The sequence below is a fragment of the Terrisphaera buseokensis genome (assembly GCF_047521145.2).
GTDB lineage: Bacteria > Verrucomicrobiota > Verrucomicrobiia > Opitutales > Opitutaceae > ER46.
This window is the reverse complement of the sequence record NZ_CM134186.1, coordinates 1,508,050-1,533,235: the sequence shown is the minus strand read 5'-3', so window position 1 is coordinate 1,533,235 and position 25,186 is coordinate 1,508,050. Positions and strand designations below refer to the sequence as shown.

General features: G+C 66.6%; 19 protein-coding genes. 8 read left to right on the top strand and 11 right to left on the bottom strand.

All coding sequences use genetic code 11. The features are described 5' to 3' along the window. Positions 1–5 precede the first annotated feature (5 nt). Complete coding sequence (locus ACLJEU_RS05570) at positions 6–656, top strand: HAD family hydrolase (protein WP_414660554.1); 651 nt, start codon at positions 6–8, stop codon at positions 654–656. Between the two features lie 222 nt (positions 657–878). Beyond that, positions 879–2,285: a sulfatase gene (locus ACLJEU_RS05565; RefSeq protein ID WP_414660555.1), complete on the top strand. Its 1,407-nt coding sequence runs from the start codon at positions 879–881 to the stop codon at positions 2,283–2,285. 89 nt (positions 2,286–2,374) lie between these two features. Here the strand turns inward: ACLJEU_RS05565 and ACLJEU_RS05560 are convergent, their stop codons facing one another. After that, on the bottom strand, positions 2,375–4,183 hold the full coding sequence (locus ACLJEU_RS05560) for an ATP-binding cassette domain-containing protein (protein ID WP_414660556.1): 1,809 nt from the start codon (positions 4,181–4,183) through the stop codon (positions 2,375–2,377). 187 nt (positions 4,184–4,370) lie between these two features. Here ACLJEU_RS05560 and ACLJEU_RS05555 point away from each other — a divergent pair, with 187 nt between their 5' ends. The 3 genes from ACLJEU_RS05555 to ACLJEU_RS05545 all read left to right on the top strand — a co-directional run bounded on the left by ACLJEU_RS05555 (position 4,371) and on the right by ACLJEU_RS05545 (position 8,074). Then, positions 4,371–5,135: a WecB/TagA/CpsF family glycosyltransferase gene (locus tag ACLJEU_RS05555; RefSeq protein WP_414660557.1), complete on the top strand. Its 765-nt coding sequence runs from the start codon at positions 4,371–4,373 to the stop codon at positions 5,133–5,135. A gap of 207 nt (positions 5,136–5,342) precedes the next feature. Continuing rightward, positions 5,343–5,783 (top strand): (2Fe-2S)-binding protein, encoded by a 441-nt coding sequence (locus ACLJEU_RS05550; RefSeq protein WP_414660558.1) that lies wholly within the window; start codon positions 5,343–5,345, stop codon positions 5,781–5,783. A 14-nt stretch (positions 5,784–5,797) separates the two neighbouring features. Further along, entirely contained in the window at positions 5,798–8,074 is a 2,277-nt protein-coding gene (locus ACLJEU_RS05545; RefSeq protein ID WP_414660559.1) for a xanthine dehydrogenase family protein molybdopterin-binding subunit, read from the top strand. A gap of 73 nt (positions 8,075–8,147) precedes the next feature. On the opposite strand, the gene ACLJEU_RS05540 is transcribed toward ACLJEU_RS05545, so the two are convergent. Next, the gene (locus tag ACLJEU_RS05540) at positions 8,148–9,449 is read right to left on the bottom strand and encodes a hypothetical protein (protein ID WP_414660560.1); all 1,302 of its coding nucleotides are present in this window, start codon (positions 9,447–9,449) and stop codon (positions 8,148–8,150) included. A gap of 112 nt (positions 9,450–9,561) precedes the next feature. After that, positions 9,562–10,227, bottom strand: coding sequence for a 3'-5' exonuclease (locus tag ACLJEU_RS05535; protein ID WP_414660561.1), 666 nt, complete (start codon positions 10,225–10,227; stop codon positions 9,562–9,564). Between the two features lie 76 nt (positions 10,228–10,303). On the opposite strand from ACLJEU_RS05535, the gene hisN reads away from it, so the two are divergent. Further along, entirely contained in the window at positions 10,304–11,113 is an 810-nt protein-coding gene (gene hisN, locus ACLJEU_RS05530) for a histidinol-phosphatase (RefSeq protein ID WP_414660562.1), read from the top strand. A 217-nt stretch (positions 11,114–11,330) separates the two neighbouring features. On the opposite strand, the gene ACLJEU_RS05525 is transcribed toward hisN, so the two are convergent. The 4 genes from ACLJEU_RS05525 to ACLJEU_RS05510 all read right to left on the bottom strand — a co-directional run bounded on the left by ACLJEU_RS05525 (position 11,331) and on the right by ACLJEU_RS05510 (position 16,034). Then, positions 11,331–12,101 carry a DUF2059 domain-containing protein gene (locus ACLJEU_RS05525; protein ID WP_414660563.1) on the bottom strand — a complete coding sequence of 257 codons (771 nt, stop codon included), beginning with the start codon at positions 12,099–12,101 and terminating at the stop codon, positions 11,331–11,333. Positions 12,102–12,202: 101 nt separating this feature from the next. Further along, a complete protein-coding gene (queF, locus tag ACLJEU_RS05520) occupies positions 12,203–12,574 on the bottom strand; it encodes a preQ(1) synthase (RefSeq protein WP_414660564.1) in 372 nt (123 codons plus the stop codon). Between the two features lie 78 nt (positions 12,575–12,652). Next, positions 12,653–14,122: a ribonuclease Y gene (gene rny / locus ACLJEU_RS05515; protein WP_414660565.1), complete on the bottom strand. Its 1,470-nt coding sequence runs from the start codon at positions 14,120–14,122 to the stop codon at positions 12,653–12,655. A gap of 208 nt (positions 14,123–14,330) precedes the next feature. Further along, entirely contained in the window at positions 14,331–16,034 is a 1,704-nt protein-coding gene (locus tag ACLJEU_RS05510; RefSeq protein WP_414660566.1) for an exosortase C-terminal domain/associated protein EpsI, read from the bottom strand. Between the two features lie 73 nt (positions 16,035–16,107). Between ACLJEU_RS05510 and ACLJEU_RS05505 the strand changes: the two genes are divergently transcribed. Further along, positions 16,108–17,202: a glycosyltransferase family 4 protein gene (locus ACLJEU_RS05505; RefSeq protein ID WP_414660567.1), complete on the top strand. Its 1,095-nt coding sequence runs from the start codon at positions 16,108–16,110 to the stop codon at positions 17,200–17,202. Here ACLJEU_RS05505 and ACLJEU_RS05500 read toward each other — a convergent pair. Further along, the gene (locus ACLJEU_RS05500; RefSeq protein ID WP_414660568.1) at positions 17,168–18,331 is read right to left on the bottom strand and encodes a glycosyltransferase; all 1,164 of its coding nucleotides are present in this window, start codon (positions 18,329–18,331) and stop codon (positions 17,168–17,170) included. The two genes, ACLJEU_RS05505 and ACLJEU_RS05500, sit on opposite strands and share 35 nt — an antisense overlap. Next, positions 18,328–19,419, bottom strand: a complete 1,092-nt coding sequence (locus tag ACLJEU_RS05495) for a glycosyltransferase (RefSeq protein WP_414660569.1) — start codon at positions 19,417–19,419, stop codon at positions 18,328–18,330. The genes ACLJEU_RS05500 and ACLJEU_RS05495 overlap by 4 nt, the downstream gene beginning before the upstream one ends. Positions 19,420–19,594: 175 nt before the next feature. Here ACLJEU_RS05495 and ACLJEU_RS05490 point away from each other — a divergent pair, with 175 nt between their 5' ends. Continuing rightward, positions 19,595–20,839 (top strand): polysaccharide biosynthesis protein, encoded by a 1,245-nt coding sequence (locus ACLJEU_RS05490; protein ID WP_414660570.1) that lies wholly within the window; start codon positions 19,595–19,597, stop codon positions 20,837–20,839. Between the two features lie 3 nt (positions 20,840–20,842). Here the strand turns inward: ACLJEU_RS05490 and ligA are convergent, their stop codons facing one another. After that, positions 20,843–22,897 (bottom strand): NAD-dependent DNA ligase LigA, encoded by a 2,055-nt coding sequence (gene ligA, locus ACLJEU_RS05485; RefSeq protein WP_414660571.1) that lies wholly within the window; start codon positions 22,895–22,897, stop codon positions 20,843–20,845. Between the two features lie 249 nt (positions 22,898–23,146). Further along, a complete protein-coding gene (locus ACLJEU_RS05480) occupies positions 23,147–25,183 on the bottom strand; it encodes a tetratricopeptide repeat protein (protein ID WP_414660572.1) in 2,037 nt (678 codons plus the stop codon). Between the last annotated feature and the right edge of the window lie 3 nt (positions 25,184–25,186).

Below are 25,186 nucleotides of genomic sequence, written 5' to 3'. Positions count from 1 at the left end.
CATTCATGATTCGCGCCTTCGTCTTCGACTTCGACGGTCTCATTCTTGACACGGAAACGCCGCTGATCGACGCCTACGCCGAGGTGCACGCGGCACACGGCGTGCCCTTCGATCGCGCGGTCTTCCTGCGCAGCGTGGGCCACGCGGATTACAGTTTCGATCCCTGGCACGGCTTCAGTCCGCATGCGGACCGGGCCGCACTTGAGTTCGAGCGGCGCGGCCTGAAGGACCGGTTGCTGCTCCGTCAACCCATCCTGCCCGGCGTCGTGGCGCTGCTCGAGTCGGCCCGTACGAATGGAGTGAAAGTCGGCCTCGCCTCGAACTCCGATCACGCCTGGGTCGACGCGCACCTCACGCGGCTGGGTTTGTTCGCGCACTTCGATTTCATCGCGTGCCGCGAAGACGCCGCCTCGCCCAAACCCGAGCCCGATCTCTACCGGCTCGTGCTGACTCGCTTCGGCCTCCGCGGGCACGAAGCGGTGGCGTTCGAGGATTCGCACACCGGTTCGCTCGCGGCGAAGCGCGCCCAGCTCTGGGCGGTCGCCGCGCCGAACGAGTCAACCGCGCATCACGACTTCTCCCACGTGGACTGGAAGGTGTCGTCGCTGGCTGAGGTGAACCTGGCGCTCCTGCGCGAGAAATTCATTGTGCCATAGAAAGCACCGTGGGCTGAAGTTCTGCTGTTCCCTCTGAAACATCAGCAGGTGCGACCGCGGATGAGGCGGATAAAGGCAACCAGCGTCAGGGTTGAACCATCCGCGCCATCCGGCAAATCCGCGGTCAAACTTCCGCCCCCGCCGCTGCCGCCACGTACCCCGCCGCGGTCTTCAAACCACACTCGCCTCACGCGCTCCGCCTTCCCATCCTCACTCCACCCCATGAACTCACGTTGCCGCCTCCACGCGCTCGTCGCGCTCTTCCTCGCGTTGATGGCTTCCGCCGTCGGCGCCACGCCGTCGAAACCCAACGTGTTGTTCATCGCGGTCGACGATCTGCGCGACTGGGTCGGCTACTTCGGCCACAACCCGCAGACCAAAACGCCAAATTTTGATCGGCTCGCGAAGATGGGCGTCTCGTTCACCCGCGCGTACTGCGCCTCGCCCGTCTGCAATCCCTCGCGCGCCGCGCTCATGTCGGGCCTGCGCCCGTCGACGTCGGCCGTTTACGAGAACAACATCGATTTCCGCCCACTCCTGCCCGAGAGCAAGATGCTCACGACCGCCTTCCGCAACGCGGGTTACTTCGTCCATGGCTCGGGCAAAATTTATCACGAGTCCTACCGCCGACGGAGCGAGTGGGACGACTATCTCGACAAGGAGGGCGGCAACCCGAAGGTGCCCGCCGGGCAGAGCGACGGCGTGGGCGGCATCAAATTCGCCGCGCTCGACTGCAAGGACGAGGACATCTCCGACTATGGCATCGCCGACTACGGCATCGCTTCGCTCGCGAAGAAACACGACAAGCCATTCTTCCTCGCCGTCGGTTTCCACAAGCCGCACATGCCGTGGAACGTCCCGCGCAAGTACTTCGATCTCTTCCCGCTTGAGAGCATCAAATTGCCGCCGTATCTGGAAAACGATCTCGACGACGTGCCCCCGGCGGGCGTCCGCATGGCACACCCCGAGACGGATCACGTACCGATGGTGAAGTCCGGTCGCTGGAAGGAAGCGATCCAGGCGTACCTCGCGACGATTGCGTACTGTGACATGAATCTCGGCCGGCTCCTCGATGCCTTCGAGAAATCGGCCTACAAGGACAACACCATCCTCTGCCTCTGGGGCGATCACGGCTGGCACCTCGGCGAGAAGCACCACTGGCGGAAATTCTCGCTGTGGGAGGAAGCGACCCGGTCGCCGTTGATCTGGATCGTGCCCGGTCTCACGAAACCGAATACGGTCTGCGAGCGAACGATCGACTTCATGAGCATCTATCCGACGCTGACGGATCTCTGCGGCATTCCGACGCCGACGCACAACGAGGGCGTCAGCATCCGGACGCTGCTCGGCAATCCCGCCGCCGCTTGGGACCAGGCCGGCGTCACGACGTATCGCTACAAGAACCACACCGCCCGCACCGCGGACTGGCGGTACATCCGTTACGCGAACGGCGACGAGGAGCTCTACGACGAGCGGAAGGATCCGAACGAGTGGACCAACCTCGCCACCAAGCCGGAGTTCGCCGCAAAAAAGACCGAACTCGCCAAGTTCCTTCCGACGCAGGACGCCGCGGAAACGGACTCTCCCGCCAGCAGCCAGAAGAAGGGCCAGCGGAAGAACAAAAAGTGATAACCCGGGAGCGCCGGCCTCCGGCCGGCATCAATTCAGAGCAGGCCAGAGGCCTGCGCCCCCAGCTGAAGCCGCCAGCAACGCGCAGCTCAGCCTTCGAGTTCCGTCCAGCGTGAATAGGCTCGGGCCAACTGGGCTTCGAGCTCGTGCAGACGCACCGTGGCCTGCGTGACTTCCGTCGCGGGCTTCTTGAAGAACAGCGGATCCGCCAGCTTGGCGGTCAGCGTTTCCTGTTCGGCCTCCATCGTCTCAATTTGTTTCGGCAGCGCTTCCAGCTCGGCGCGCTCCTTGTTCGAAAGCTTGCGCGTCTTCTTCGCGCCGGCGCCGGCCGCTTCCTTTGCGGCGGCCTCCTTCGCCTCGCGCTTCGTCTTTTCCTCGGCGGCGGCGACCGCCGCGGCCTTGGCGGCGCGCTCCCGCTGCCAGTCGTCATAGCCGCCCGTGTAATCGGAGACCGTCGCGTCGCCCTCAAACACCAGCAGGCTCGTGCAGACCTCGTTGAGGAAAGCGCGATCGTGACTCACCAGCAGCACGGTGCCGCCGAATTCCACCAGCAAATCTTCGAGCAACTCCAGCGTCTCGGCATCGAGATCGTTCGTCGGTTCGTCGAGCACGAGCACGTTGGCCGGCTTGGTGAACAGCCGCGCCAGCAACAACCGGTTCCGCTCTCCACCCGACAGCGCCTTGATCGGCGTGCGGGCACGGGTCGGATCGAAGAGAAAATCCTCGAGGTAGGAAATCACGTGCCGCGTCCGGCCGTTGATCGTGACCGTGGCATTGCCATCGGCGACGGCGTCCTGCACCCGCATCGTCTCATCCAGCTGCGCGCGCAGCTGATCGAAGTAAACAATCTCGAGCCGCGTGCCCTGTTCGACGAGACCTTCCTTCGGCGCGATCTGGCCGAGCAACAGGCGGAGCAGCGTCGTCTTGCCCGCACCGTTCGGACCGACGATCCCGATCTTGTCGCCGCGCTCGATGCGCGTGGTGAGGTCGCGCACGATCCAGCGATCGTCGTAACGGAAGCCCGCGCCCTCGCATGAGATGACCTTGAAGCCGCTGCGGTCCGCCTCCTGCGCCGTCATCTTCGCCGTACCCGTGCGGTCGCGGCGCGCGGCGCGCTCGGCCCGCATCTTCTCGAGCGCGTGGATGCGATTGTTGGCCCGCGAGCGCTGCGCTTTCACGCCGCGGCGGATCCACACTTCCTCCTGCGCCAGCTTCTTGTCGAACTGCGCGCGCTCGACTTCCTCGGCCTCGAGCACAGCTTCCTTGCGCGTGAGAAACGTGTCGTAGTCGCACTGCCAGCCGACGAGCTTGCCGCGATCGACCTCGACAATCCGCGTGGAAATTTTGCGCAGGAACGCGCGGTCATGCGTCACGAAGAGCAGCGCGCCGCCCCACTCCAGCAGAAATTCCTCCAGCCACAGAATCGACTCGAGATCGAGATGGTTGGTCGGCTCGTCGAGCAGCAGCAGTTGCGGATCCTCGACCAGGCCGCGCGCCAGCAGCACGCGGCGTTTCTGTCCGGCCGACAATTCGGCGAACGGCGTGTCCACCGGCAGCTTCATCTGCTCCAGCAGCCGCTCGACGCGGTCATGGCGTTCCCAGTCGTTGTGGACTTCGTAGGCGCCACCCTCGCCTTCGACCACGGTGCGCACGGTCCCGGTGAGTCCCGCCGGCACCTCCTGACGCAGCGTCGAAATCACGGCGCCCGGCTGACGAAACACCTGGCCCGTGTCGCAGTTCAATTCGCCTGCAATCACCTTCATCAGGGTGGACTTGCCCGCGCCGTTGCGGCCCACCAGACACACGCGTTCGCCGCGATCGATCTGGAGATTAACGCGGTCGAGCAACGGTGCACCACCGAAGCTCAGGCTGACATCGAGTAGACTTACAATGGCCATGGAAGCAGACACCCTCGCGGGCCTGCTGCGCGAGCGCAAGGACGGCGTTTTTTGCCTGCCCGTTTGCCCGACGGATCGAACCCGCGCTGAGAAACGCCACCGCGCTCGATGATCGCGGCAAGACTCGGCGGCGCACGGCGATATCCGCGCTTTACTGCCGGCGCATTTGGCCCGAAAGACTAACCGGATGTCGGCGTCACCAGTCGCCCGTTACAACGTTCTGGGCGTGGGCATTTCCGCCCTCACGCTGGCCCGGGCGCGCGACCTCGTGGTCGGGGTGCGCGGACAGTTACGCCGCGGCTACATCTGCCTCGCGACCGCGCACGGCCTCACCGTCGCGCGCCGCGATCCGGAGCTGCGCCGCATCTACAACGCCTCCTGGCTGACCACGCCCGACGGGATGCCGCTGGTGTGGCTCGGACCGACCGGAGTCGAACGCGTTTACGGTCCCGATCTGATGCTCGCCGTCTGTGACGCCGGCCGCGCGGTGGGTCTGCGCCACTATTTTTACGGCGGCAACGCGGGCGTGGCCGAGGAACTGGAGCGTCGACTGTGCGCGCGGTTTCCCGGCCTCGAGGTCGCAGGCCGGTTCACGCCGCCCTTCCGCGACTTGGATCAGACGGAGTCGACCGCGCTGCGCGCCGACATTGCGCGCACGCGGCCCGACGTGATCTGGGTCGGGCTGAGTTCGCCGAAACAGGAGACGTTCATGGCCCGCCACTGGCGCGAACTCGATGCGGGCGTGATGATCGGTGTCGGCGCCGCGTTCGACTTCCACTCCGGCCGCGTACGGCAGGCGCCGCGCTGGATTCAACGCAGCGGTTTCGAGTGGCTTTTCCGCCTCTGCACCGAACCCCGCCGGCTCGGGCCGCGCTACCTCACGACGACGCCGCTGTTCGCCCTGCGCGCGCTGGCGCAGAAGTGCGGCGTGAGACGGTATCCGATTGGGTAGGACAGCGACGGTGAGCCTGATCTGAGCGGGGACCAATCGTTGCGACCGGGGGCGGTCGCGATCCCGGGCGGACTGGCTAGAAAATGGTAAAGATGCCGCCTCAGAGGGAGGGAAAGACGTGATCGTCAGGAACAGCGTTGCGCGATCCGGTGTAGACTCATTGAGACATCCCACACGCCTCACCCGGGGCGATCGTCTCTTACTCCCATGAGCCAACTCACCCTGAATGTTAACGGACAGGATCACAAAGTAACGGTCAGCGACGGCGGCATGCCTCTCCTCTGGGTGCTGCGGGACTTGATCGGACTCACCGGCACGAAGTACGGCTGCGGCATCGAAGTCTGCGGCGCGTGCACGGTGATGATCGACAATCAACGCGAGCACGCGTGCGTGTTCGATGTCTCGTCGGCCGTCGGCAAGAAGATCGTCACGATCGAAGGCCTCTCTCCCAACGGCAGCCACCCCGCGCAGATCGCCTGGATTGAAAATCAGGTCCCCCAGTGCGGCTACTGCCAACCGGGCATGATCATGTGCGCCGCCGCCGCGATGAAGGCGGGCCACCACGGTGCGGAAATCGCGTCGGAGCTGAAAAACCTCTGCGTCTGCGGCACCTATCCGCGCATCAAGCAGGCCGTATCGAAACTCTAAACACGCACGCCGCCATGAACTGCCCTTCCCCCGCCGTCACCGCGCCAGATTCCACCGCACTCAGCCGCCGCGACTTCATCTCCCGCACCGCCGCCGGACTCACCCTCAGCTTTCTTCTGCCCGAATTTCCCGGCCGCAGCCGCCTGCTCGCGGCCGAGCCCGCCCCCGACGTGGCAGTCACGTCCTGGCTGACGGTCGGCGTGGACGACACCATCACCCTGACCATTGGCGCCTCCGAGATGGGTCAGGGTTCGTTTTCCGGACTCGCACAGATTCTCGCGGAAGACCTCATGGTCGACTACGGACGAATTGAAACGATCCAAGGCGGACCGACCACGGCCACGCCGGCTCCGATTGGTTCGGCCATCAACACCGTCGGCAGCGGTGTGACGCGCTCCAATTATTGGCGGATGCGCGACGCGGCCGCCGCCGCCCGCGAGATGTTGGTGCAGGCCGCCATGACCGCCATCGGCGATCCCACACGGACGAACTACAGCGTGGTGAACGGGCTCATCACCCACGTATCCACGGGCACTACCCGCACCTACGGCCAGGTTGCCGCCGCCGCCGCGCTTCTCCCGGTTCCGGTCGGCGCGCCACTTGTGCCCGACAGCGAGTTTCGCGTCATCGGCAAGACGCAGCGGCGCGTGGATATTCCCGCCAAGGTGGACGGCAGCGCGATCTACGGTCTCGACGTCCGGCTGCCGAACATGGTCTACGGCATCGTCCGGCATTGCCCGACGTTGGGCGGCACGCTCGCAAAGACTCCGGCCACGCCGTCGGGCATGATCGCCGTCGTTCCGACCCGCGTCATGACCGGCACCCAGCGGGGCCTCGAGGCGGTCAACAACGTCAACGCGATTATCGTCGTCGGTCCCAACACGTGGGATACCTGGCGCGCCTCGAAAAAACTCAGCCTTTCCTGGACGCAACCCGCCAACGCCGCCGCGCTCAACTCCACCCAGTTTCTCAACGACGCCAAGGCGCTCGCGAACGCAGCCACGCCGTACGTCGCCGGAGGTTTGAATCCTCCCGGCACGCTCTACACGGTCGAAGGCGACGCGACCACGGCCAACACCGCGATCAACCAGGGCGCGTCCATCGTCGACGCGGTCTACACGCTGCCCTACGTCGCGCACGCGTGCATGGAGGTGCTCAATTGCACCGTCGATTATGTGCCGGGCGTCAAATGCGACGTCTATGTGCCGACGCAATCGGCCCGGAGCGTGTTGACGCTCGTCGCCACCCTCACGGGCCTCGCGCCCAGCCAGATCACCGTGCACACCACGTATCTCGGCGGCGGACTGGGCCGGAAGTCGGAAGTCGATTTCGTCAGCCAGGCCGTGCAGGCCGGCATGGCGGTGAAACGCCCGATCAAGGTGATGTGGCCGCGGGAAGAGGATTTCACCCACGATCAATTCCGCCCGATGGCGGTGATCCACGCGCGGGCGGGCTTGAACGCGAATCGCGAGGTGACCGGCTGGTCGTACCGCAACGTTTCGCCTTCGATTCTGGCTCAACGCGGTTCGACGCTCGGACCCAAGGGCGACAGTCAGGGCATCGAGGCCGCCGTGGCGCTGCCGTACAACCTGGGTGCACGCGTCACCGAATACGTCACTCACACCGCGCCGATTCCCGTCGGCTTCTGGCGTTCGGTCGGAGCCTCGCTCAACACCTTTGGCGTGGAATCGATGATCGACGAACTCGCCTTCGCCGCGCGCGAGGACCCGTATCTGTTCCGCCGCAACCGGCTCACCGACGCGCGGTGGGTGGCAGTGCTGGACGCCGCCGCCACTCTGGGCGGTTGGAACACGCCCGTTCCCACGGGCCGGTTCCGCGGAATTGCGATCGGCGCGGCCTTCAACAGCATCGTCGCCGAAGTCGTCGAGATTTCCGCGGTCACGTCGACAAGCCTCAAGGTCAACCGCGTCTCCGTCGCGATCGACTGCTATCTGGCGGTCAATCCCGGACAGGTGGAAGCCCAACTCACCGGCGGCGTGGTGCACGGCCTGAACGCTGCGCTCTACGGCAAACAGAATTTCATCGGCGGCGTGCCGCAGAGCAAAAACTTCAACACGAGCCGGATGATCCGGATGAACGAGATGCCCGACGTCAAAGTCACCCTGATCCCCAATCCCGCGGTCGCCGATCGCACGAAATCACTCGGTGGCGTCGGCGAGCTCGGTGTGCCGACGTTTGCTCCCGCCCTCGCCAACGCTCACTTCAAGGCCACGGGCAATCGGGTGCGCACGCTGCCACTCTTCCCCAACGCGACAATGGGCGGGCTGTAGACGGAACGGAGGGCTGCACGATCAAGCGACCGGGGGCGGTCGCGGTCCCAGGGGCAGTCGCGGGTGCCCGCGGCTACGGTTGCACGACGCGCTGAATCGCAGCCAGCAACGCGGCCTCGGCGCCGGGCGCGACCCAGCACCAGTCGGCGAGATTGGTATCCTGCTCGGTCACGGCCTGCTCGGTGGGCACGTAACCGGTCGCCGACTCGCCGAAGCCGGCGACCAGCACGAAGCTGCCAGGATTCATCCGCTGCGCCGCGAGCTGAAATTCCACGTAGCTTTCTCCCGGCAACAGCAACAGCTGCGCGGCCCCGAAATCGATCAACGGCACATCGATCGGCTGGCCGGCATCGACGCGTTTCCGCCAGCTCAAGCCCATCGCGGCGAGATTCCGTTCCCGCGGCAAACGCTCCGGCACCAGCTTGGCGAGCAACGCTTCCGGCCGCAGTCCCGGTTCGTCGCGCGGTGCCAGCCGGACGGCGGTGTGGCGAAACGCGACCGACGCCAGCGGCACCTGCTTGGTTTCCCGCCACGCCTCGACCATCGCGGCATGGAGTCGGTCCGCGAGCACCGCGCGCGTGGCGCGGGCGCCATCGTTGTATTTTCCCGCAGTCACGTTGCCACTCGCGCCACTCAGATAGATCTGCAGGCAATCCGGCGTCTCCTGCTGGCGGCGGGCACGAGCAATCCCGGGAAAGTCGGCGGAAATTTCGCCGGTCCGGTAATAACTCATCGGATGCACCGCGTAGGCGCTCAACGCCGCCACCGGCTGCCCGTCGTGCCAGAAGCTCAGCGTCTTCAACCACGGATCGATCACGCCCTCCGGTGCCTCGCGCGCGAGCACGTTGGCCGCGCTCGCACTGCCACGGTTGAACGAAGGCCGACCGTCGGGCAGGAGATAGCGGCGGTTCGACGCCACTTGCGCCACCTTCGCTTGGCCCAGCCCGAGATGCGTGACGGGGCGTTTCCGATTCAATGCCGCGCGCACGGCGGCGGCCACGCGTTGCACCGCCGTTTCGTGAAACGCCAGATCGCACACGCCGTCATCGAGACCGCGTTCCGCGAGGAAACGTTGCGCCGTCAAATCCGCCACGGGCGCCTCGTGCTGATGAATGCTGCTCACGAGCACCCGCTCGCGCGTGGTGCCGGCCGCCGCCGCGATAACGTCGCGCCAGCGGTCATAGGCGTCGTTGCGAATCTCGCACCAGTCCACGGCGACGAACACCACCGGTTGCCCGCCACCCCAGAGCACCACGCCCTTCGCGTAAAGGGGATCAGCGACGGACGTCGCCTTCCAATATCCACCCATCATCCCGTGACCGAGGGGTACGGTGACGTCGGCCGAAAACGTCGTGATCGCGAACGACGTTTCCACGGCTATCACCGCTCGACCACCGCCCGCGACCAACCAAACCAAAAGGAACGCGGCGCGGGCGAAACTTCCAATCCGGGGCATGGCCGGAGGCTTGGTGGAAGCACCGCGACGCTCAAAACAATTCCCGCTGCTGCAGCGCGTCGCGCTTCACCGGATCGAGCGTGCTGAGCGCGAGCAGTTGCAACAGCGTCAGGCCCGCGAGCTGCGGATCGCGCGCCAGCCGCGCGAGCAGCAGCGCGCCGGCGAGGGCGTCGTACAAGGCACAGTGATACTGCCGCCGATCCGGCGGACAATGCGCCGCAGCGGCGCGCTCGAGTTCGGATTCCAGGCCGAAAGCGGACACCACCGCTTCGAGCCGGCCGGAGTCGAGCGTCGGGAAAAGTTGCGCGTACAGTCGCGCCGAATCGATCCACGGGCCCCAGTCGACCACCCATTCGCCGGGCCGGGCGAAATCGGGCGAGCTGCGCGGATACGGCCACACGCCTTTCAGCAGTGCATTTTCCACGCCCGCGTAGTGCGCGGCGAGCGGACCGCGTTCGCGGAGCTGGGCAAAGAAGTCCCATTCGACGGCGAAGGGTCGGTGCGCGGCGAGCGTCGCCTCCGACAATCCGTGCACCGCGGTGTCCTCGGCGCGCACGCGTCCGGTCGGCGCGCACAAGCGCGTGTGCGTTTCCACAATCCCGCCGCGCAGTAGCATGACGACACCGTACTCGAGGATGCCGGAGACCCGGCTGCCCTCGAAATCGACGAAGAAGATCGGTTGATCCACCCAGGACATAAAAACCACGAAACACACGAAACACACGAAAACCAACCCCGCTCGTCATGAATTTTTCGTGTGTTTCGTGTGTTTCGTGGTTTCAACCTCTCTCGTGGATCTGTCGCCCTATCGCACGTTCATGATCGAGCTCGCCCGCGAAAGCGGCGACTTCATCAAACCCCTGTACCGCCAGCCGGGCGTGACGGTGGAAACGAAGTCCGACCAGTCACCCGTCACGCTCGCGGATCGCGGCGCCGAGGAACTGATGCGCGCGCGGATCGGCCGGCGCTTTCCCGCTCACGGTATCATCGGCGAGGAATTTGGGAACGAGCGCGCCGACGCCGAATTTGTCTGGGTGCTCGATCCGGTCGACGGCACCAAGGCGTTCATCACCGGCCTGCCTCTCTGGGGCACGTTGATCGCGTTGCTGCACCAGGGGCAGCCCGTGCTCGGTTGCATTCACCAACCGGTGCTCAATCAACTCGTGATCGGTGACGGCGGCACGACTGAGTTGAATGGCCAACCCGTCCGGTGTCGGCCGACGCGGCGGATCGAGGAGTCCACGCTGCTCACCAGCGATCCGCTCAATCCCGCGAAATACCAGGACGGCGCCACCTACGACGGCCTGCAGCGTCGCGCCCGGCTCGTGCGCACGTGGGGTGATTGTTACGGCTACCTGCTCTTGGCGACGGGCTGGGCCGACATCTCGCTCGATCCGATCATGAACCCGTGGGACATCGCCGCGCTCGTGCCGGTCGTGCGCGGTGCCGGCGGGGTGATCACGAACTGGCAGGGCGGCGCGGCCTATCCGGCCGAGTCGACCATTGCCTGCGCCACACCGGAACTGCACGCCCAGGTGCTCGCGGCGTTGAATTCGGGAGCGAAGGGGTCCGTCAGGTCTTAATCGATACCGGCCGGAGTCCCACGCTCCCCGGTTGCCGACCGCTTATCCGGACTCATGCAGAAGGACTCCCGCGAATCACGCGAAGGACCGCGAATTTCAGGCTGATTCGTGAACGTCGGCCAGCCAAACCACAGCGCACCGTTTGGTGTGCGGTCTCATCCAGCCTCTTTCATTCGAGTGGATTCGCGTGATTCGCGGGCAACTGCATTGTTCCGGCTTATTGCTTCGGTGCCGCGGCCGCACCACCGGCTGCGGCGGCTTTCTTGGCCTTTTGCTCGGCGGAAAACTCCGCGCCCATTTTCTGCACGCGCGGCATCACTTCGGCCATGCGGCCCTGGATGATGGCGCCGAGCTTTTCCTGCACCGCGGGTTGTTTCGCCGCCAGTACTTCACCCAACGGCGTGCTGTAAAACGCGGCGATCTGATCGAGCTCCTGTTTCGAGAACACCTCGCTGTAGATCTTCGAGACGTCGCTCTTGAGCTTCGTCGCATCGAGCACGCTCAGGATTTCATCGGCCATCTTCTTTTGGAAGGCCGCCGCTTCCGTCGGATCGACGCCCTGCTGGATCATGCGGGAGCCCGCCTGTTGAAACTGGTTCACGATCGCCTGCTTCTGCTGGCGCAGCGCGCGCTCCATCATCTCGTCGAAGTGCATCTTGTTCAGGACGACCTCGGCATCCGCCACCGTCGCGGGAAGCGCGGCCGCCGGGGCGCTGCTCACGGCGGCGTCGGCCACGAGCGTGAGCCGGGAAATCTTTCCCTCCCGCTCGATGTCGAGCGCGCCGGTTTTCGCGTCGTAGGCCTTCAACGTGTAGCCGGCGAACGTTTCCCCCAGGCCGAGGAACGAACTGGACTTGCCGTTGGCATCGACCAGCACGAACCGGTGCTCCTTGCCCACGGACAGCGTGGCGTTGAAGAGCGGCAAGGTTTCGGCCGCGTGCAGGGCGACCGCCGCGGCGATCGCAAGAAGGGTCAGGCGTAGTTTCATGACCCCGCGAGCGTGGTCAGTTCCATGCCACGGGAGCGAGCGCGAATCGGTTACCGGCCGGCCAAGCGCAGCCCGGCTCCCGTACGATCGCTCAACGCGTTTCAGCGTCTCCGTCCGCGCCGCGCGGCCGCGGACCACTCGGCCGTGACGCGCGACGTGAATCCGCCACGCGCCTTCCAATCAGCGATGATCGTCAGGGCCCGCGGCTTCAGCGCGGAGCCGAGGTCGTCGCAAATCTTGTTGGTGACGGCCTCGAAGAAAATCCCCTCGTTGCGGAAGGCGTGGAAATAGAGCTTCAGCGACTTGAGTTCGACGCACGTCTTGTCGGCGACATAGCGCACCGTGATGCTCGCGAAATCCGGATGACCCGTGATCGGGCACATCGACGTGAACTCGTGATGCGTGTGCTCAATCACGTAGTCGCGCTGCGGCGCGGGATTCGGGAAAGTCTCGAGAATTTTTTCGTTAGCCATGGTCCGGTTTTGGACAGAATGAACCGAATCTACAGAATCGGTTCTGATTCTGTCCATTTTGTTCATTCTGTCGAAGCATCAGGTCGCCGTCTCGGTGAAGCGCGACTCGCGGATCACGGTGATTTTGATCGTGCTGGGATACTGCAGCTCGGCCTCGATCCGTTTGCGCAGCTCCTTCGAAATTTCCCGCGCGCGATCGTCAGTAACCTCATGCGGTGACACCACCACGCGGATCTCGCGTCCGGCCTGGATCGCAAATGCCTGCTGCACGCCCTCGAGCGACATCGCGAGTTTCTCGAGCCGGCCCAGCCGCTGGATGTAACTCGTCATCGACTCCGCCCGCGCACCGGGCCGCGTCGCTGAAATCGTGTCCGCCAGAATCACCAGGCCCGCATACACCGTCTCGGGCTTCACCTCCTCGTGATGCGCCGCCACCGCGTTCACGACGATCGGTGTCTCGCCGTAACGCTTGATGAACTCCGCGCCAATCACCGCGTGACTGCCCTCGAGTTCGCCGGGGACACCCTTGCCGATGTCGTGCAGGAGGCCGGCGCGTTTGGCGACGTTGGGATCGAGCCCGACTTCGCTGGCGATCACCGAAGCCAGAAACGCCGTCTCGACCGAGTGATCGAGCACGTTCTGGTTGTACGAAAACCGATACTTCAACCGGCCGAGGAGCTTGATGATCTCGGGGTGCAGGCCGTTGATGTTCAACTTGCCGACGGCGTCCTCGCCGGCCTGCGTCGTCACCAGCTCGATCTCATCCTGCGCCCGCTTGACGAACTCCTCGATCGACGCCGGATGGATCCGGCCGTCCTTCACCAGCGCATCGAGCGCCGAGCGCGCAATCTCGCGGCGCACGGGATCGAATGACGACACGAGCACCATCTGCGGCGACTCGTCGATCAGCAGTGTGACGCCCGTCGCGGATTCGAACGATTTGATGTTCCGGCCCTCGCGGCCGATGATGCGGCCCTTCATGTCCTCGCTGGGAAGCTGGATGATCGTGGCCGTGAGATCGTTGTTCGGCTTGCTCGCGATCCGCTGCATCGAGGCGATCAGGATGCGGCGCGCCTCCGTCTGCAGTTCCTGCTCGGACTTCTCCAGCGTGGAGCGCCGCAAGGCGCGAAACTCGTCCTGGCACTCGAGCTGCACTTCCTCGCGCAGCTGTTTCCTGACTTCGTCGGCATCGAGCTGGGAAACGCCCTCGAGCCGCTTGCGCACGCTCTTCGACAACGCCCGAATCGCATCGCGGGCCTGTTTCACCGCGGCACTCTCGCGATTCAACCGCTCCTGCCGCTGTTCCAATTGGTAGTCGAGGAGCGCCAGCGATTCCTCATGCGCGCGGATCTCGCGCAGCCGGACATCGCTTTCAATTTCACGGCGGTCGAACTCCCGGTTCAACTCCGCCCGCTTCTCCTGAATCTCGGCCTCGGCCTTCTGCTTCATCTCCTCGGCGGCCACCGCCGCCTCGCGGCGCGCGACCTCAACCAGCTCGCTGGCCTGCTCATGCGCCATCTTGCGCGCGTGGCGGGTCAGCGCCCACACAATGAGAAACCCCCACGCCACCTCCGACTACGACAAATGCAACCGCGAGCGACCAGTCGGTAAACGGGTCGCTCTCGGCGATCAGAAACGCGAAGTCGGCTGCGCTCACTGACGTCAAGGGACGCGAAAGCTATGCCGGGCCCTCCAAACCTCAAGCCTTCTTCCCCTAAAAACCACTCACTTGCGGGAGGGACTCACCGGGCGGGACTCACGGTGTTGGCGTGCGTCCCGAGCGTTGAAACTGCGGCAGCGTTTCATCGAGCACCGCCTGGAGTCGCGCGAGCGCCGCGGCCTCGCCGTCGGTCGCATCCGTTTGCATCAAGACATAAGCCCACCGGTCGGCGCGGCCATGCACGACGCGATTCCAGGCATCAATCGCGAGCCGCCGCCAGTGGGAGGCGACAATCGTGTCACCTCCGACAAACCAGTACGCCACGAGCTGAGGCACGACGGTCTTGCCGCGCGGCGTGGACACTTCGCGCCGCACCCGCAGCAACCGCGCGGGAAAGGCGCCGGACGGCGTATCCACCGTGGCAGGATACCGAAACGTGAGCGGCGTTCCTTCCGCAATCGTCCATCCCTGACCCACCAGACAAAGCTCGGGGCGGTGAATCGACGACCGATCCCGCCCGCTCAACACCAGCGAGAGAAACACATCGTGCCGCCGGTCCGCCACAAACGCATAACTCTTCCGCGAAAACCCCGTATCCGCCGGCAGGATTTCACGCTCCACCGCCGAGACCTCCGCCCGCCGGCCAATCCAGTCGGTCCCGAGAAATGCCGGCAACTCGACCGGATTCACGCCATCGGCCGCCAGCATCACCCCCACCTCGCCCCGCGCCGGCCGATGCGCGAGCGCGTGCAGGAGAAATATCTCGCCGAGCGCCAGCCCCGCCACGATCACCGCGACCGCACGACCCGCCGTGGCGCGCGTCGCGCCCGAAACGTCATCCATCGTGACAGCCGACGCCACGTGGCCGACGTCACGGGCCGCCTCGCGCTCCGGCCAGAATCGCCGCAACGCACTCACCACCGCGAACACACCGCCGAGCACGATCGCGAACACCCCGTACCCCATCACTTCATGCGCCATCCCGCCCCACTTCGGCCCGCCCCATTGCGCGGCGAAGACAATCGAGACGATGCGCGCGACATTGCCCGCGTAAACCAGCGGAAAGCACAGCAGCAGCACGAGTGCGCGCCGGCTCCACGACTGAAAGTTCAGGTATCCTAACAACAAGGACAGCGCCGCCAGCGCCATCAGCGAGCGCACGCCCGAGCACGGCGCGGCCACGTCGTAGTTGAAGCGTCCATCCGGCGCCACGAGCTGCGTACCGCTGCGCAGCACCTCGATGCCCGCGAGCTTCGCGATGTGCTCGCCCGCCGTCGTCACCCACAGCCGCAGCGGCAGTCCGATTTCGTCGAGCACGCCGATCGGGATCGCAAACAGCAGGAAGCCCAGCGGAAAAACCGCCGCCGCCCCCCAGCGCCGCCCGCCGCCGAGTCGCAGCACGCCCCACGCGAACACCAACAAGCCCACGATCGACAGCCGCGCCTGCTGCGCCGCGAAGCCCAGCGCGTGGAGAAGCAGCCCGGCCGACATCGCCGTCACCGCCGCAGTCGGGAAATGCGAACGCCGCGAATCTGAGATCTCAGATCTCAGATTTGAGATTCCCAGATTCCGCCACAGCAGCCACGCACTGAGCCCGAGGATCAGCCAGCCGTGCTCGCTCTCCGACGCCGGGTTCAGCCATTGAAAACCCCACCAGTAGAAGAGCGAACGCGAGTCAATGTAGCCGAGATTCGCGTTGCCGAACCATTGAAAGACCGCCGCCCCCGCCAGGGCGCAGACCACGGCCGCGCCCAGCGTCGACTGCAACGCGGGCTGACGGCTTGCGGGCGCGGACTCCATCTCCTATCGCTGCACGCTAACGCCCGTGCCGCCAAGCCCAACCTCTCCGCTACAGCTCCTCGTCTTCGCCCACTTGCCACCGCCCGTGCACGGCCAGAGCGTGATGGTGAAAACCCTGCTCGACGGCCTGCCCGCACACACCGACGTGCGGCTGCACCACGTCGACGTGCGGCTTTCGCGCGACGCCGCCGACGTCGGCCGCGCCCGCCTCGGAAAACTCCCCGTCCTGCTCGCCGCCTGCCTGCGCGCCTGCTGGATTCGGCTGCGCCACGGTCCCGCTTACTTCTACTACGTCCCCGCGCCGGGCAAACGCAGCGCGCTGTACCGCGACTTCGTCGTCATGCTGCTCTGCCGACCCTGGTTTTCCGGGCTCATCCTCCACTGGCACGCCGTGGGTCTCGGCGCCTGGCTCGGCACGGACGGCAACCGCTCCGAACGCTGGCTCGCCCAGCGTCTGCTCGGCCAGGCCAAGCTCGCCCTCGTGCTCTCGCCCTCGTTGACGGCCGACGCCGCCGTGTTCTCGCCGCAACGCATCGCGATCGTGCCGAACTGCGTCCCGGACCCGTATCCAAAAAATGCCACGCTCCCGCCCCACGGCCCCGGCGTGGCGCAAATTCTGTTTCTCGGTCTCTGCAGCCGCAGCAAGGGCGTGTTCGCCACGCTCGACGCCTACGATCGGCTGACGCGCCGTTTTCCCGGCCACTTTTTCCTGACCATCGCCGGCGGCTTCGAATCGGACCACGAGGAACGTGAGTTTCACGAACGTCTGCGCGCGCTCCCTCCGGGCACGGCGCGTTTCGCCGGTTTCGCCGACGCCGCCGCAAAACGCGCCCTCTACGCGCTGGCCGACGTCTTCTGTTTTCCCACGACGTACGCGCACGAAGGCCAGCCGCTCACGGTGTTGGAAGCGCTCGCGCACGATGTGCCGGTCGTCACCACCCGCTGGCGCGCGCTGCCCGATCTGCTGCCCGCCGCGCACGTCTGGTTCGTCGACCCCGCGCAACCCGAGGAGCTCGTCCAAGCCCTGGCCGCCGCCGCGGCCGACCGCCCGCAAGGCGCCCTCCGCCACCACTACCTCGCCCACTACACGCCGGAGCGTCACCTCGACGCCCTCGCGGCCGCGCTCGACGATCTCAACGCCAGAGCGCCCCGGGCAACAGCCGGGTGATGGCGCCGAGCGGCAGCGCGTCGCTCCAGCGTCCGGGTCGCGGCGTACTGGGACGCGCACTACGCGGCAGCGCCACGATCCGGCGCACGAACGCCGCGAAGCTTCGCTCGTAACCATCACCGTCGTGCGGCGCGGCCAGTGCTTGGGCGCGCGTGCGCGTCGCCTCCAGCTCCGCGGGAGCCAATGCGAGCAGCGCATGCAGCGCGCGCGCGGCCGCGACCGGATCGCCCGCGGGATAATGACAGCGCGGATCGATCTGCGGCGCGTAGTCGTCGCCCACGCTGCCTCCAATCTGCGGATACACCGGCAGCACGCCGGCCGCCATCGCCTCCAGCATTACGATTGGGCCGCCTTCCACGTCGCTGAAAAACAGCGCCGCGTCCCACGTCGCCAGCCGACGCCAGTACTCCGCGGTGTCGACAAAGCCCAGGAACGTCACCGCCGCGTCGCCGCGGAACTCGCGCTCCAGCCAGGGCCGCAACGCTCCGTCACCGATGATCTCGATCCGAAAATCGAGTCCGAGCCGGCGCAGTTCCGCCACGCACAGCACCAGCCGGTCCCAGCGTTTCTGCGCGCGCGCGAGCCGGCCCGCACATCCGATCACCCATGGGCCACTGGTCCGCCGGTTCGCGCGCAGTCCGGCCGGCCGCGCGATGGGCAGCGGCAGCACGCCGATCCGTTCCCCCGGCCAGTCGGGCAACAAAGCCGCCGCGTCACGCGCAATCGCCGGGCTCACCGCAAGAATCCCATCGAGGTGCCCGCGCACCGCCGGCAGCCAGTCCGCGAAATAGTCCCGGTGCGCGTGCAGCACCACGATGCGCCGCGACGCGCCGTCGAGGTCGGCGAACCACGGCAGGCCCCAGGCGTTGTGCCAGATCGCCACGCTCCCTGCATGCCGCGCCAACACGGGTCGCATCGCCGCTCGCATCCCCAGCGGAGTGTTCCGCCAGCCGAAGCCCTGTGGGTGGAAACGCGTTTCTCCGCCGCCCGCGCGATCGAACAACCCGATCTGCGTGGCGTCGAAATGCGCTCCATCCGTGCGGGCGTGTCGTGCGAGCAGCGTCTCGATGCCGCCGATCCCGCGCGCCCGCGGTGCCACGTGCAGGAGTTTGATGCCGGCGGGATTCATGCGGACACCAGCCGCCGGTAAACCGCCTCGTACCGCGCCGCCACCGCCGGCGCCGCAAAGGCCTCCAGCGCGTGATCGTCGCGCCGCCATGCGCGCAGCTCGCCGCTCGTCACCAACTCGCTCAGCCGTGCCGCCAGCGCTGAAGCGGAGTCCGCCGCAAAGGTCCAGCCGAGCCGCGCCTGCTCGATCAACGCTCGATTGCCCGGACCGTCGGCCGCCAGGCACGGCACGCCCGCCGCGCCCGCCTCAAGCGCCGCGACGGAAAACGCTTCGCGTGCACCGGAAATGAGCACGCCATCGAGCGTATCCAACAATCCGGGTACATCCGTGACCTCGCCCCGCAGTTCGAAGCGACCGCCCACGGCCGGACTGCTCGCGAGCGTGCGGAGCCGGGCGGCATACGCGGCGCTCGCCGCCGTCCCATCCTCGCCGCCGGCATGCACGACGCGCAACGGCAGGTCGCGGGAGACGAGCACGAGCGCCGCCGGCACCAACTCCCACTGTTTCACCGGCACGAGCGAACCGATGCAGCCGATCTGAAACACACCGTCGCGGCGCGCGCTCGGCCCTTCCCGCCAGCCCGCGCGCGGAATGCACGGCGGCAGGCAGTCCGCTTCGCCCGGGGTGTCGACGCCGTAGTAGGCTTTCATCGCCGGACTGAGCCAGAAGATCCGGCCCGCCAGCGTGCGAGCCGCCCGTCGATAAAACCAGCGCTGACGGCCGAGACAGTGCACCGTGGCCGCGACGCGCGTTTCGCCCCGCGCCCGCAGTCGCAGCGCGACGAGCAGGCCGGCACGGGAGTGGCCGTGAAACACCCGCGTTGGATCCGCGCGCAACCAGGTCCGCGCGTCACGGGCCACCCGATACGCGCGCCACAGCGATCCGACGCCGATGTGCTCGCCGGCGATCGCCGGGAGTCGCAGCAGAGGCAGCGCGCGGGATCGTCCGGCTTCGAAAACGGGATTCACGCCCAGCACGCACCCGAACCGGTGCTCCGCCGCGAGCGCACGGATCACCGCCAGAATTCCGCCGCGGTCCACGTCGTAGCCAACGTAGTGCAGGACAGTGGACGGGCGATCCGGAGGCATCGCTCCGACACAATCGCGCCCCGCGCCAATTGGAAACCAGGAATCGCAGACGTCGCCACCCTGGTGCGCGCGGGTTCGCCGCTGCAAAAAACTCGTACGCGGGGAGGCGAGCGCTCCAGACTGCGTGGATGTCGCGCCGCCTCGTTTCGCCTCCCCGCCGCACCTGCCGCTAACCATGGCGTTTGGCGCAGATCTGCCCCGCCGGCTGGTGCCGATCATTGCCGGCCAGGCCTTCGGCCTCGCCTGCGGCGTGGCCGGTATCCACCTCACCACGGCGCTGGTGCCGCCGGACCTCCTCGGGCCGTACAGTATTTTTCTGACGTTTGCACCGGTGGGAATGTGGGCCGTGCACGCAGGCGTCATCAAGTACACCGCGCGCCACTGGGCCGACGCCGGGCACCGCCCCGAGTTGTTGCGCCAGATCACGCGCGCGGGCGCGCGCAAACTGCCGTGGCTGCTGCTTGCGTGCGCGGTCGGAGCGTGGGCCAGTGGCGGCACCGCGTGGTGGCTCCTGCTGCCGCTCCTCTTCGTGACGGCGACGCTGCTGTCGATCGCGACGCTCACGCAAACCGCGCTGCAAGCCGCGCGCGATCACTGGCGTGACAGCGCGGTGCTTTCCGCGGCCGCCGTCACCCGCTCGTTTCTCCCGCCCCTGCTTTTTTCCGCCGCGGGCGGATCCGCGATCGCGTTGTACCTGGGCTTCGGCGTGCACGCCGTGATCTTTGCTGCCGCCGGACTCTGGGCGCTGGCGGGCACGTTGCAGGCGACCACCGGTGCCCCGCGCGTCCCGGCGGCCGTACCGGAGGTCTACGAGGGGCCGCTCTTCATCGGGCTGGCCGTGACGGGCTGGACGTTGCTGAGTCTCGGCCGCTGGGTGACAGCGTGGTTTTTCGGTCCGACCGAGACCGGGTACTTCGCGCTCGCCAGCAATCTCGCCACGCTCGCGCCCGCGGTGCTCGCGACGATTTTTCTCATGTACGTGCAGCCGGTCCTGTTCGCAGCGCGAATCGAAAGCGCGGAGGAACGCCTGGCGCTCGCGCGTCGCGTGGATCGCGTCGCGCTGTTTCACGCCACGGGCGCGCTGGCCGGGCTGGTGGTGTTGCGCCTGCTGCTGCCGTGGCTCGTGGGTTCGCTGATCGACGCCCGTTACGCCGGCATCATTGAACGCGTGCTTCCCGCCGGTTGCTTCGCGTTGGCGATCACGACCGGGCAGTTCTATCACGTCATGCTGCTCGCCGGTCGCCGCGAAGCGGGATGCGGGCCGGCGGAATTGAGCGCCGCCGCCGTCCTCGTCGCCGGCACCGTGATCTCAGCCGCACTGGGCATGGACTGGTTTCTGCGCTGGCTGTTGATCTCACCCGTGGTGCCGTGGCTCGTGAATCGTCCGCTCGCGCGACGGGCGCTGCTGGCGTCACCGTGACGCTTATACGGCGCTCGCGAGCAATTGCTGCAAGCCGGCCTCGTCGAGCACCGACACCCCGAGCGTCCGGGCCTTCTCGAGTTTTGATCCGGCGTCCTCGCCGGCCACGACGTAGTGCGTCTTCTTGCTCACGCTGCCGCTCACCTTGCCACCGGCGGCCTCGATCAACGCGGTCGCAGCTTCACGCGAGAGCGTCGGGAGCGTGCCGGTGAGCACGAAGGTCTTTCCCGCCAGCGCGCTGCTCGCGGCGGCGGGCGGCGTCGGATTCAGACCGGCGGCCTGAAGCTCGCGCACGAGCTCGCAATTCGCCGGCTCGGCAAACCACGTCGCGACAGCCGCCGCGGTTTTCTCGCCGAAGCCGTCGATGCGCAACAGGTCGTTGACCGTCGCGCCCGTCAGCGCGTCGAGCGAGCGAAACGCCCGCGCGAGATCCTTCGCCGCCGCCGCGCCCACCTGCGGAATGCCGAGACCGTGGATCACGCGCCACAAATCCGCGGCGCGACTCGCATCGATGCCGGCGATCAGATTCCGCGCCCACACCTCGCCGGATTTTTTCAACGGCAGCAGTTGCTCAAACTTCAGCCGGTAGATGTCGGCCATCGTCGCGATCAGCTTTTTCTCGAGCAGGAGCGCGACCATCTCCTCGCCGAGGCCCTCGATATCGAGACCGCCCTTGGAGGTGAAATGCTCGATGCGGCGCCGCACTTTTTCAGGACACGCGGGATTGGGACAGCGCCAGACAACCTCGCCCTCGCCGCGGACGACGGCGGTGTAGCACACGGGACATTGCTTGGGAAACGCGTACGGCTCGCTGCCGGCGGGGCGCTTGCCGAGCAGCACCGCCACGACGGCCGGAATGATCTCGCCGGCTTTTTCCACCAGCACGGCGTCGCCGATGCGCACATCCTTGCGCGCGATCTCATCGGCATTGTGCAACGTCGCGCGCTTCACCGTCGTGCCGGCGAGAAACACCGGCTCCAGCTCCGCCACCGGCGTAAGCGCACCGGTGCGGCCGACCTGGATCGTGATGTCGCGCACGCGCGTCTCCGCCCGATCAGGGGCGAACTTATACGCGCAGGCCCAGCGCGGCGACAGTTTGCGCGCCGCCTCGGCCCGGCCGTCGGCACCCATGCCGCGGAATCCAATTTTTGGATGCCGCTGCTGCTCGAAGGAATCCAGCTTCACCACCGCGCCATCGGTGCCATACGCGAAACTCCGCCGAACGCCGTCGAGTTCGACGATGGCCGCCCACACCGCATCGATGCCGTGCACGGCCCAGTAGGGTTCGACCACCGGCAGGCCCCAGGCTTTGAGCTGCGCGTGATACGCGACCTGCGACGTCACGACCTCGGGTTCACAGTGACCGAGGCCGTACACCACGATCTCGAGGCTGCGCCCCGCGACGAAACCGGGATCGAGCGCCTTGAGCGTGCCCGCCGCGAGATTGCGCGGATTGGCGTACGGCGCCTCGCCGGCCTCCTCCTGCAGCTGGTTGATGCGGCGAAACTCCTCCTCCCGCAGAAAAATTTCGCCGCGAATCTCAATCACGTCCGGCACGGGCCGGCCCTTGAGTGCATGCGGCAGGCCGCGGATCGTGCGCACGTTGACGGTGACGTCGTCACCTTCCTCACCATCTCCGCGGGTCACGGCGCGCGTCAGTTTGCCGTGCTCGAACGTGAGGCTCACGGCCACGCCGTCGATCTTCGGCTCCACCGTGTAGGCGAGGTCATCGACGCCCAGCGCCTTCACGAGCCGCGCATGAAACTCACGCAGTTCCGTCTCATCGTAGGTGTTGTCGAGCGTGGTCATCGCCTGGCGATGCTTCACGCGGGCGAAACCCTCCGTGCGATCGTCGCCCACCTTGGCCGTCGGCGACTCCGCGCCAACCGCGACCGCCGCCGCCGGGAAACGCGTTTCGAGGTCCGCGAGTTCCGCCTTCAGGCGATCGTAATCGAAGTCGGTGATCTCCGGATGTGCGCGCCGGTAATACAGCTCGTCATGGTGCGCGACCTGGGTGCGCAGCTCGGCGATACGGGTTTGGGCCTCCGCGGGGGACATGACGCGACACTGAAACCGCCGCGCGAACGTAGTCGAGCCCGCGCGCGCGGCGGCCGCACCTTAGTCAACACCAGGCAGAAGGCCTCCCGCGCATCACCCGAACGGACGCGAATTTCAGAGGTGAAAGTGAGATCCACCCGCCTTCAATCACGTTCACTGTCGGGTGAGGGATGATCTCCCTTGGTTCTCATTCGCGTTGATTGGCGTGATTCGCGGGCAATTGAAGTGTTCCGCTTCGGACGGCGCGGACTACTTTGCCGGCAATGCCGCGAGCCACGCGCGTACGTTGGGATGATCGGGTTTCAGCTGCAGCGCAGTCTGCCACGCGCGCACGGCGTCGTCGCGGCGACCGAGTCGCGCGCACGCCAGGCCCAGTTGCGCGTGCGCCTCGGGCTGGGCCGGGGCGCGCTGGAGGGCCGTCTGCAACACTTCGACGGCCTCCGCGAAGCGCTGCAGTTCGTTGAGCAGCGAACCGGCGAGCACGAGCGCGTGCGCCTCGGCTGGATTCAACGCGGCCGCGCGCCGGTAGTGCCGGATGGCGTCCTCGCGCTGGCCGAGCATCGCGCACACGTTGCCGAGATTGTTGAGCGCGCTCACGTTGTCCGGCGCGAGCTGCAGTGAACGCTCAAGCCGCGTGCGCGCCTCGGGCAAGCGGTTCTGCATGGCGAGCGCGACGGCGGAACCGTTGAGCGCGTTCACGTGATCCGGCCGGCGCGCGAGCACGAACTCATAGTGCTCCATCGCCTCGGGCAACTGGCCCAGGTCCGAAAGTGCATTCGCGAGGTTGTTGCGCACCTCGAGGTGAGCGGGATTTGATTTCAGCGCGGCCCGATATTCCGGAATCGCTTCCGCCGGCCGGCCGGTCTGGGCGAAGGCGTAGCCGAGATTATTATGCGCGTTGAGATAATCGGGATTGATCGCCAGCGATCGCCGATAGTCGGCCATCGCCTCGTCGACGCGGCCGGCGTTGAAAAGCCAGAGCCCGCGATTGTCGTGCGCGAGGTAGTTGCGCGACGTGACCGCAATCGCGTGATCGAAGAGCGTGAACGAATTTTTCCAGACACCGATCTGGTCATGCGTGCGCAGCGCGGCCGCCCCGAGGAGCGCGACCGCCGCCGCGCCCCACGCCCGCCGCGCGCCGGGCGTCGCCGCCCACTCCCGCACGGTCCAAAGCAACGCGATCTGCACGCCGAGCATCGGCAGGTAAGTATAACGATCGGCCATCGACTGCAGGCCGACCTGAACCAGGCCGATCACCGGCACCAGCGTGCCGAGGAACCACAGCCAGCCCACCGTGAGCCACGGCCGGCGCCGGTGCAGTCCCACGGCGAGGACGGTGGCGGAAACGACGATGATGCCGCTCCAGATGACCACGCGCCCGGGCCATTCGCCCGGATGCGGATAAAGGACGGCGAGATCCACGGGCCAAATGAACTTACCCAGATAACTCACGACGGCGACCAGCGCGTTCTCGAGTCGCAGCGGTACACTCAGCGCGACCGACACCGCGCCGCCGTCCTTCTGGACATGATACGTCACCACACTCGAGGCGATCGCCAGCGCGAAGAACGGTAGTTTTTCGACGACGAGCCGGCTGACGGATTCTCGCGGCAATCCGGCGGGGTTCGCGGCCGGCACCCAGCGCCGCAGTGGCCAGAAGTCCAGCAGCAGCAAGACGCATGGGAGCGTCACGAGCATCGGTTTCGCAATCAGGCCGAGGGCGCAGGCGAGCAGCGCGATCGCATACGGCCAGCGCGTGCGCGCGCCGCGTTCACCGCGCTGGCGGCGTGCAGCGTAGATACCGTAGGCCCACAGCGTCGCGAACCAGAAGAATCCGCTCAGCACGTCCTTGCGCTCGGCGACCCAAGCCACCGACTCGACGCGCAACGGATGCCACGCAAACAACGCGGCGAAGAGCGCCGAGGTCCACAGCGCGCCCGTCAATTGCCGCAGGGCGAGAAACGCGAGCACGGCGTTCAGCGCATGAATCACGACGCTCGTAGCGTGATGCCCGGCGGCGCGTTTGCCGAAAAGCGACGCATCGATCTGGTGGGAAATCCACGTGAGCGGATGCCAGTTGGACGCCTCGCCTGATTGCAGCGCCCAGCGCACGCCCGCAGCGGACAACCCCGCCTGCACGTGCGGATTGGCCGTCACGTAGTCGGGGTCGTCGTAGTTCACAAACTCATGGCCGACGGCGCGCCAGAACAGCAGCAGCGTGACGACGAACAGACCCGCGGCCAGCGCCCACCGCGGCCAGGATCGTTCGACCGTAACCGGATTCATGAT

Bases quoted from the DNA above. Each gene is read 5' to 3' on its own strand.
- ACLJEU_RS05570 (WP_414660554.1), top strand. From the start codon at position 6: ATGATTCGCGCCTTCGTCTTCGACTTCGACGGTCTCATTCTTGACACG.
- ACLJEU_RS05565 (WP_414660555.1), top strand. From the start codon at position 879: ATGAACTCACGTTGCCGCCTCCACGCGCTCGTCGCGCTCTTCCTCGCG.
- ACLJEU_RS05560 (WP_414660556.1), bottom strand. From the start codon at position 4,183: ATGGCCATTGTAAGTCTACTCGATGTCAGCCTGAGCTTCGGTGGTGCA.
- ACLJEU_RS05555 (WP_414660557.1), top strand. From the start codon at position 4,371: ATGTCGGCGTCACCAGTCGCCCGTTACAACGTTCTGGGCGTGGGCATT.
- ACLJEU_RS05550 (WP_414660558.1), top strand. From the start codon at position 5,343: ATGAGCCAACTCACCCTGAATGTTAACGGACAGGATCACAAAGTAACG.
- ACLJEU_RS05545 (WP_414660559.1), top strand. From the start codon at position 5,798: ATGAACTGCCCTTCCCCCGCCGTCACCGCGCCAGATTCCACCGCACTC.
- ACLJEU_RS05535 (WP_414660561.1), bottom strand. From the start codon at position 10,227: ATGTCCTGGGTGGATCAACCGATCTTCTTCGTCGATTTCGAGGGCAGC.
- ACLJEU_RS05525 (WP_414660563.1), bottom strand. From the start codon at position 12,101: ATGAAACTACGCCTGACCCTTCTTGCGATCGCCGCGGCGGTCGCCCTG.
- queF (WP_414660564.1), bottom strand. From the start codon at position 12,574: ATGGCTAACGAAAAAATTCTCGAGACTTTCCCGAATCCCGCGCCGCAG.
- ACLJEU_RS05510 (WP_414660566.1), bottom strand. From the start codon at position 16,034: ATGGAGTCCGCGCCCGCAAGCCGTCAGCCCGCGTTGCAGTCGACGCTG.
- ACLJEU_RS05500 (WP_414660568.1), bottom strand. From the start codon at position 18,331: ATGAATCCCGCCGGCATCAAACTCCTGCACGTGGCACCGCGGGCGCGC.
- ACLJEU_RS05495 (WP_414660569.1), bottom strand. From the start codon at position 19,419: ATGCCTCCGGATCGCCCGTCCACTGTCCTGCACTACGTTGGCTACGAC.
- ACLJEU_RS05490 (WP_414660570.1), top strand. From the start codon at position 19,595: ATGGCGTTTGGCGCAGATCTGCCCCGCCGGCTGGTGCCGATCATTGCC.
- ligA (WP_414660571.1), bottom strand. From the start codon at position 22,897: ATGTCCCCCGCGGAGGCCCAAACCCGTATCGCCGAGCTGCGCACCCAG.
- ACLJEU_RS05480 (WP_414660572.1), bottom strand. From the start codon at position 25,183: ATGAATCCGGTTACGGTCGAACGATCCTGGCCGCGGTGGGCGCTGGCC.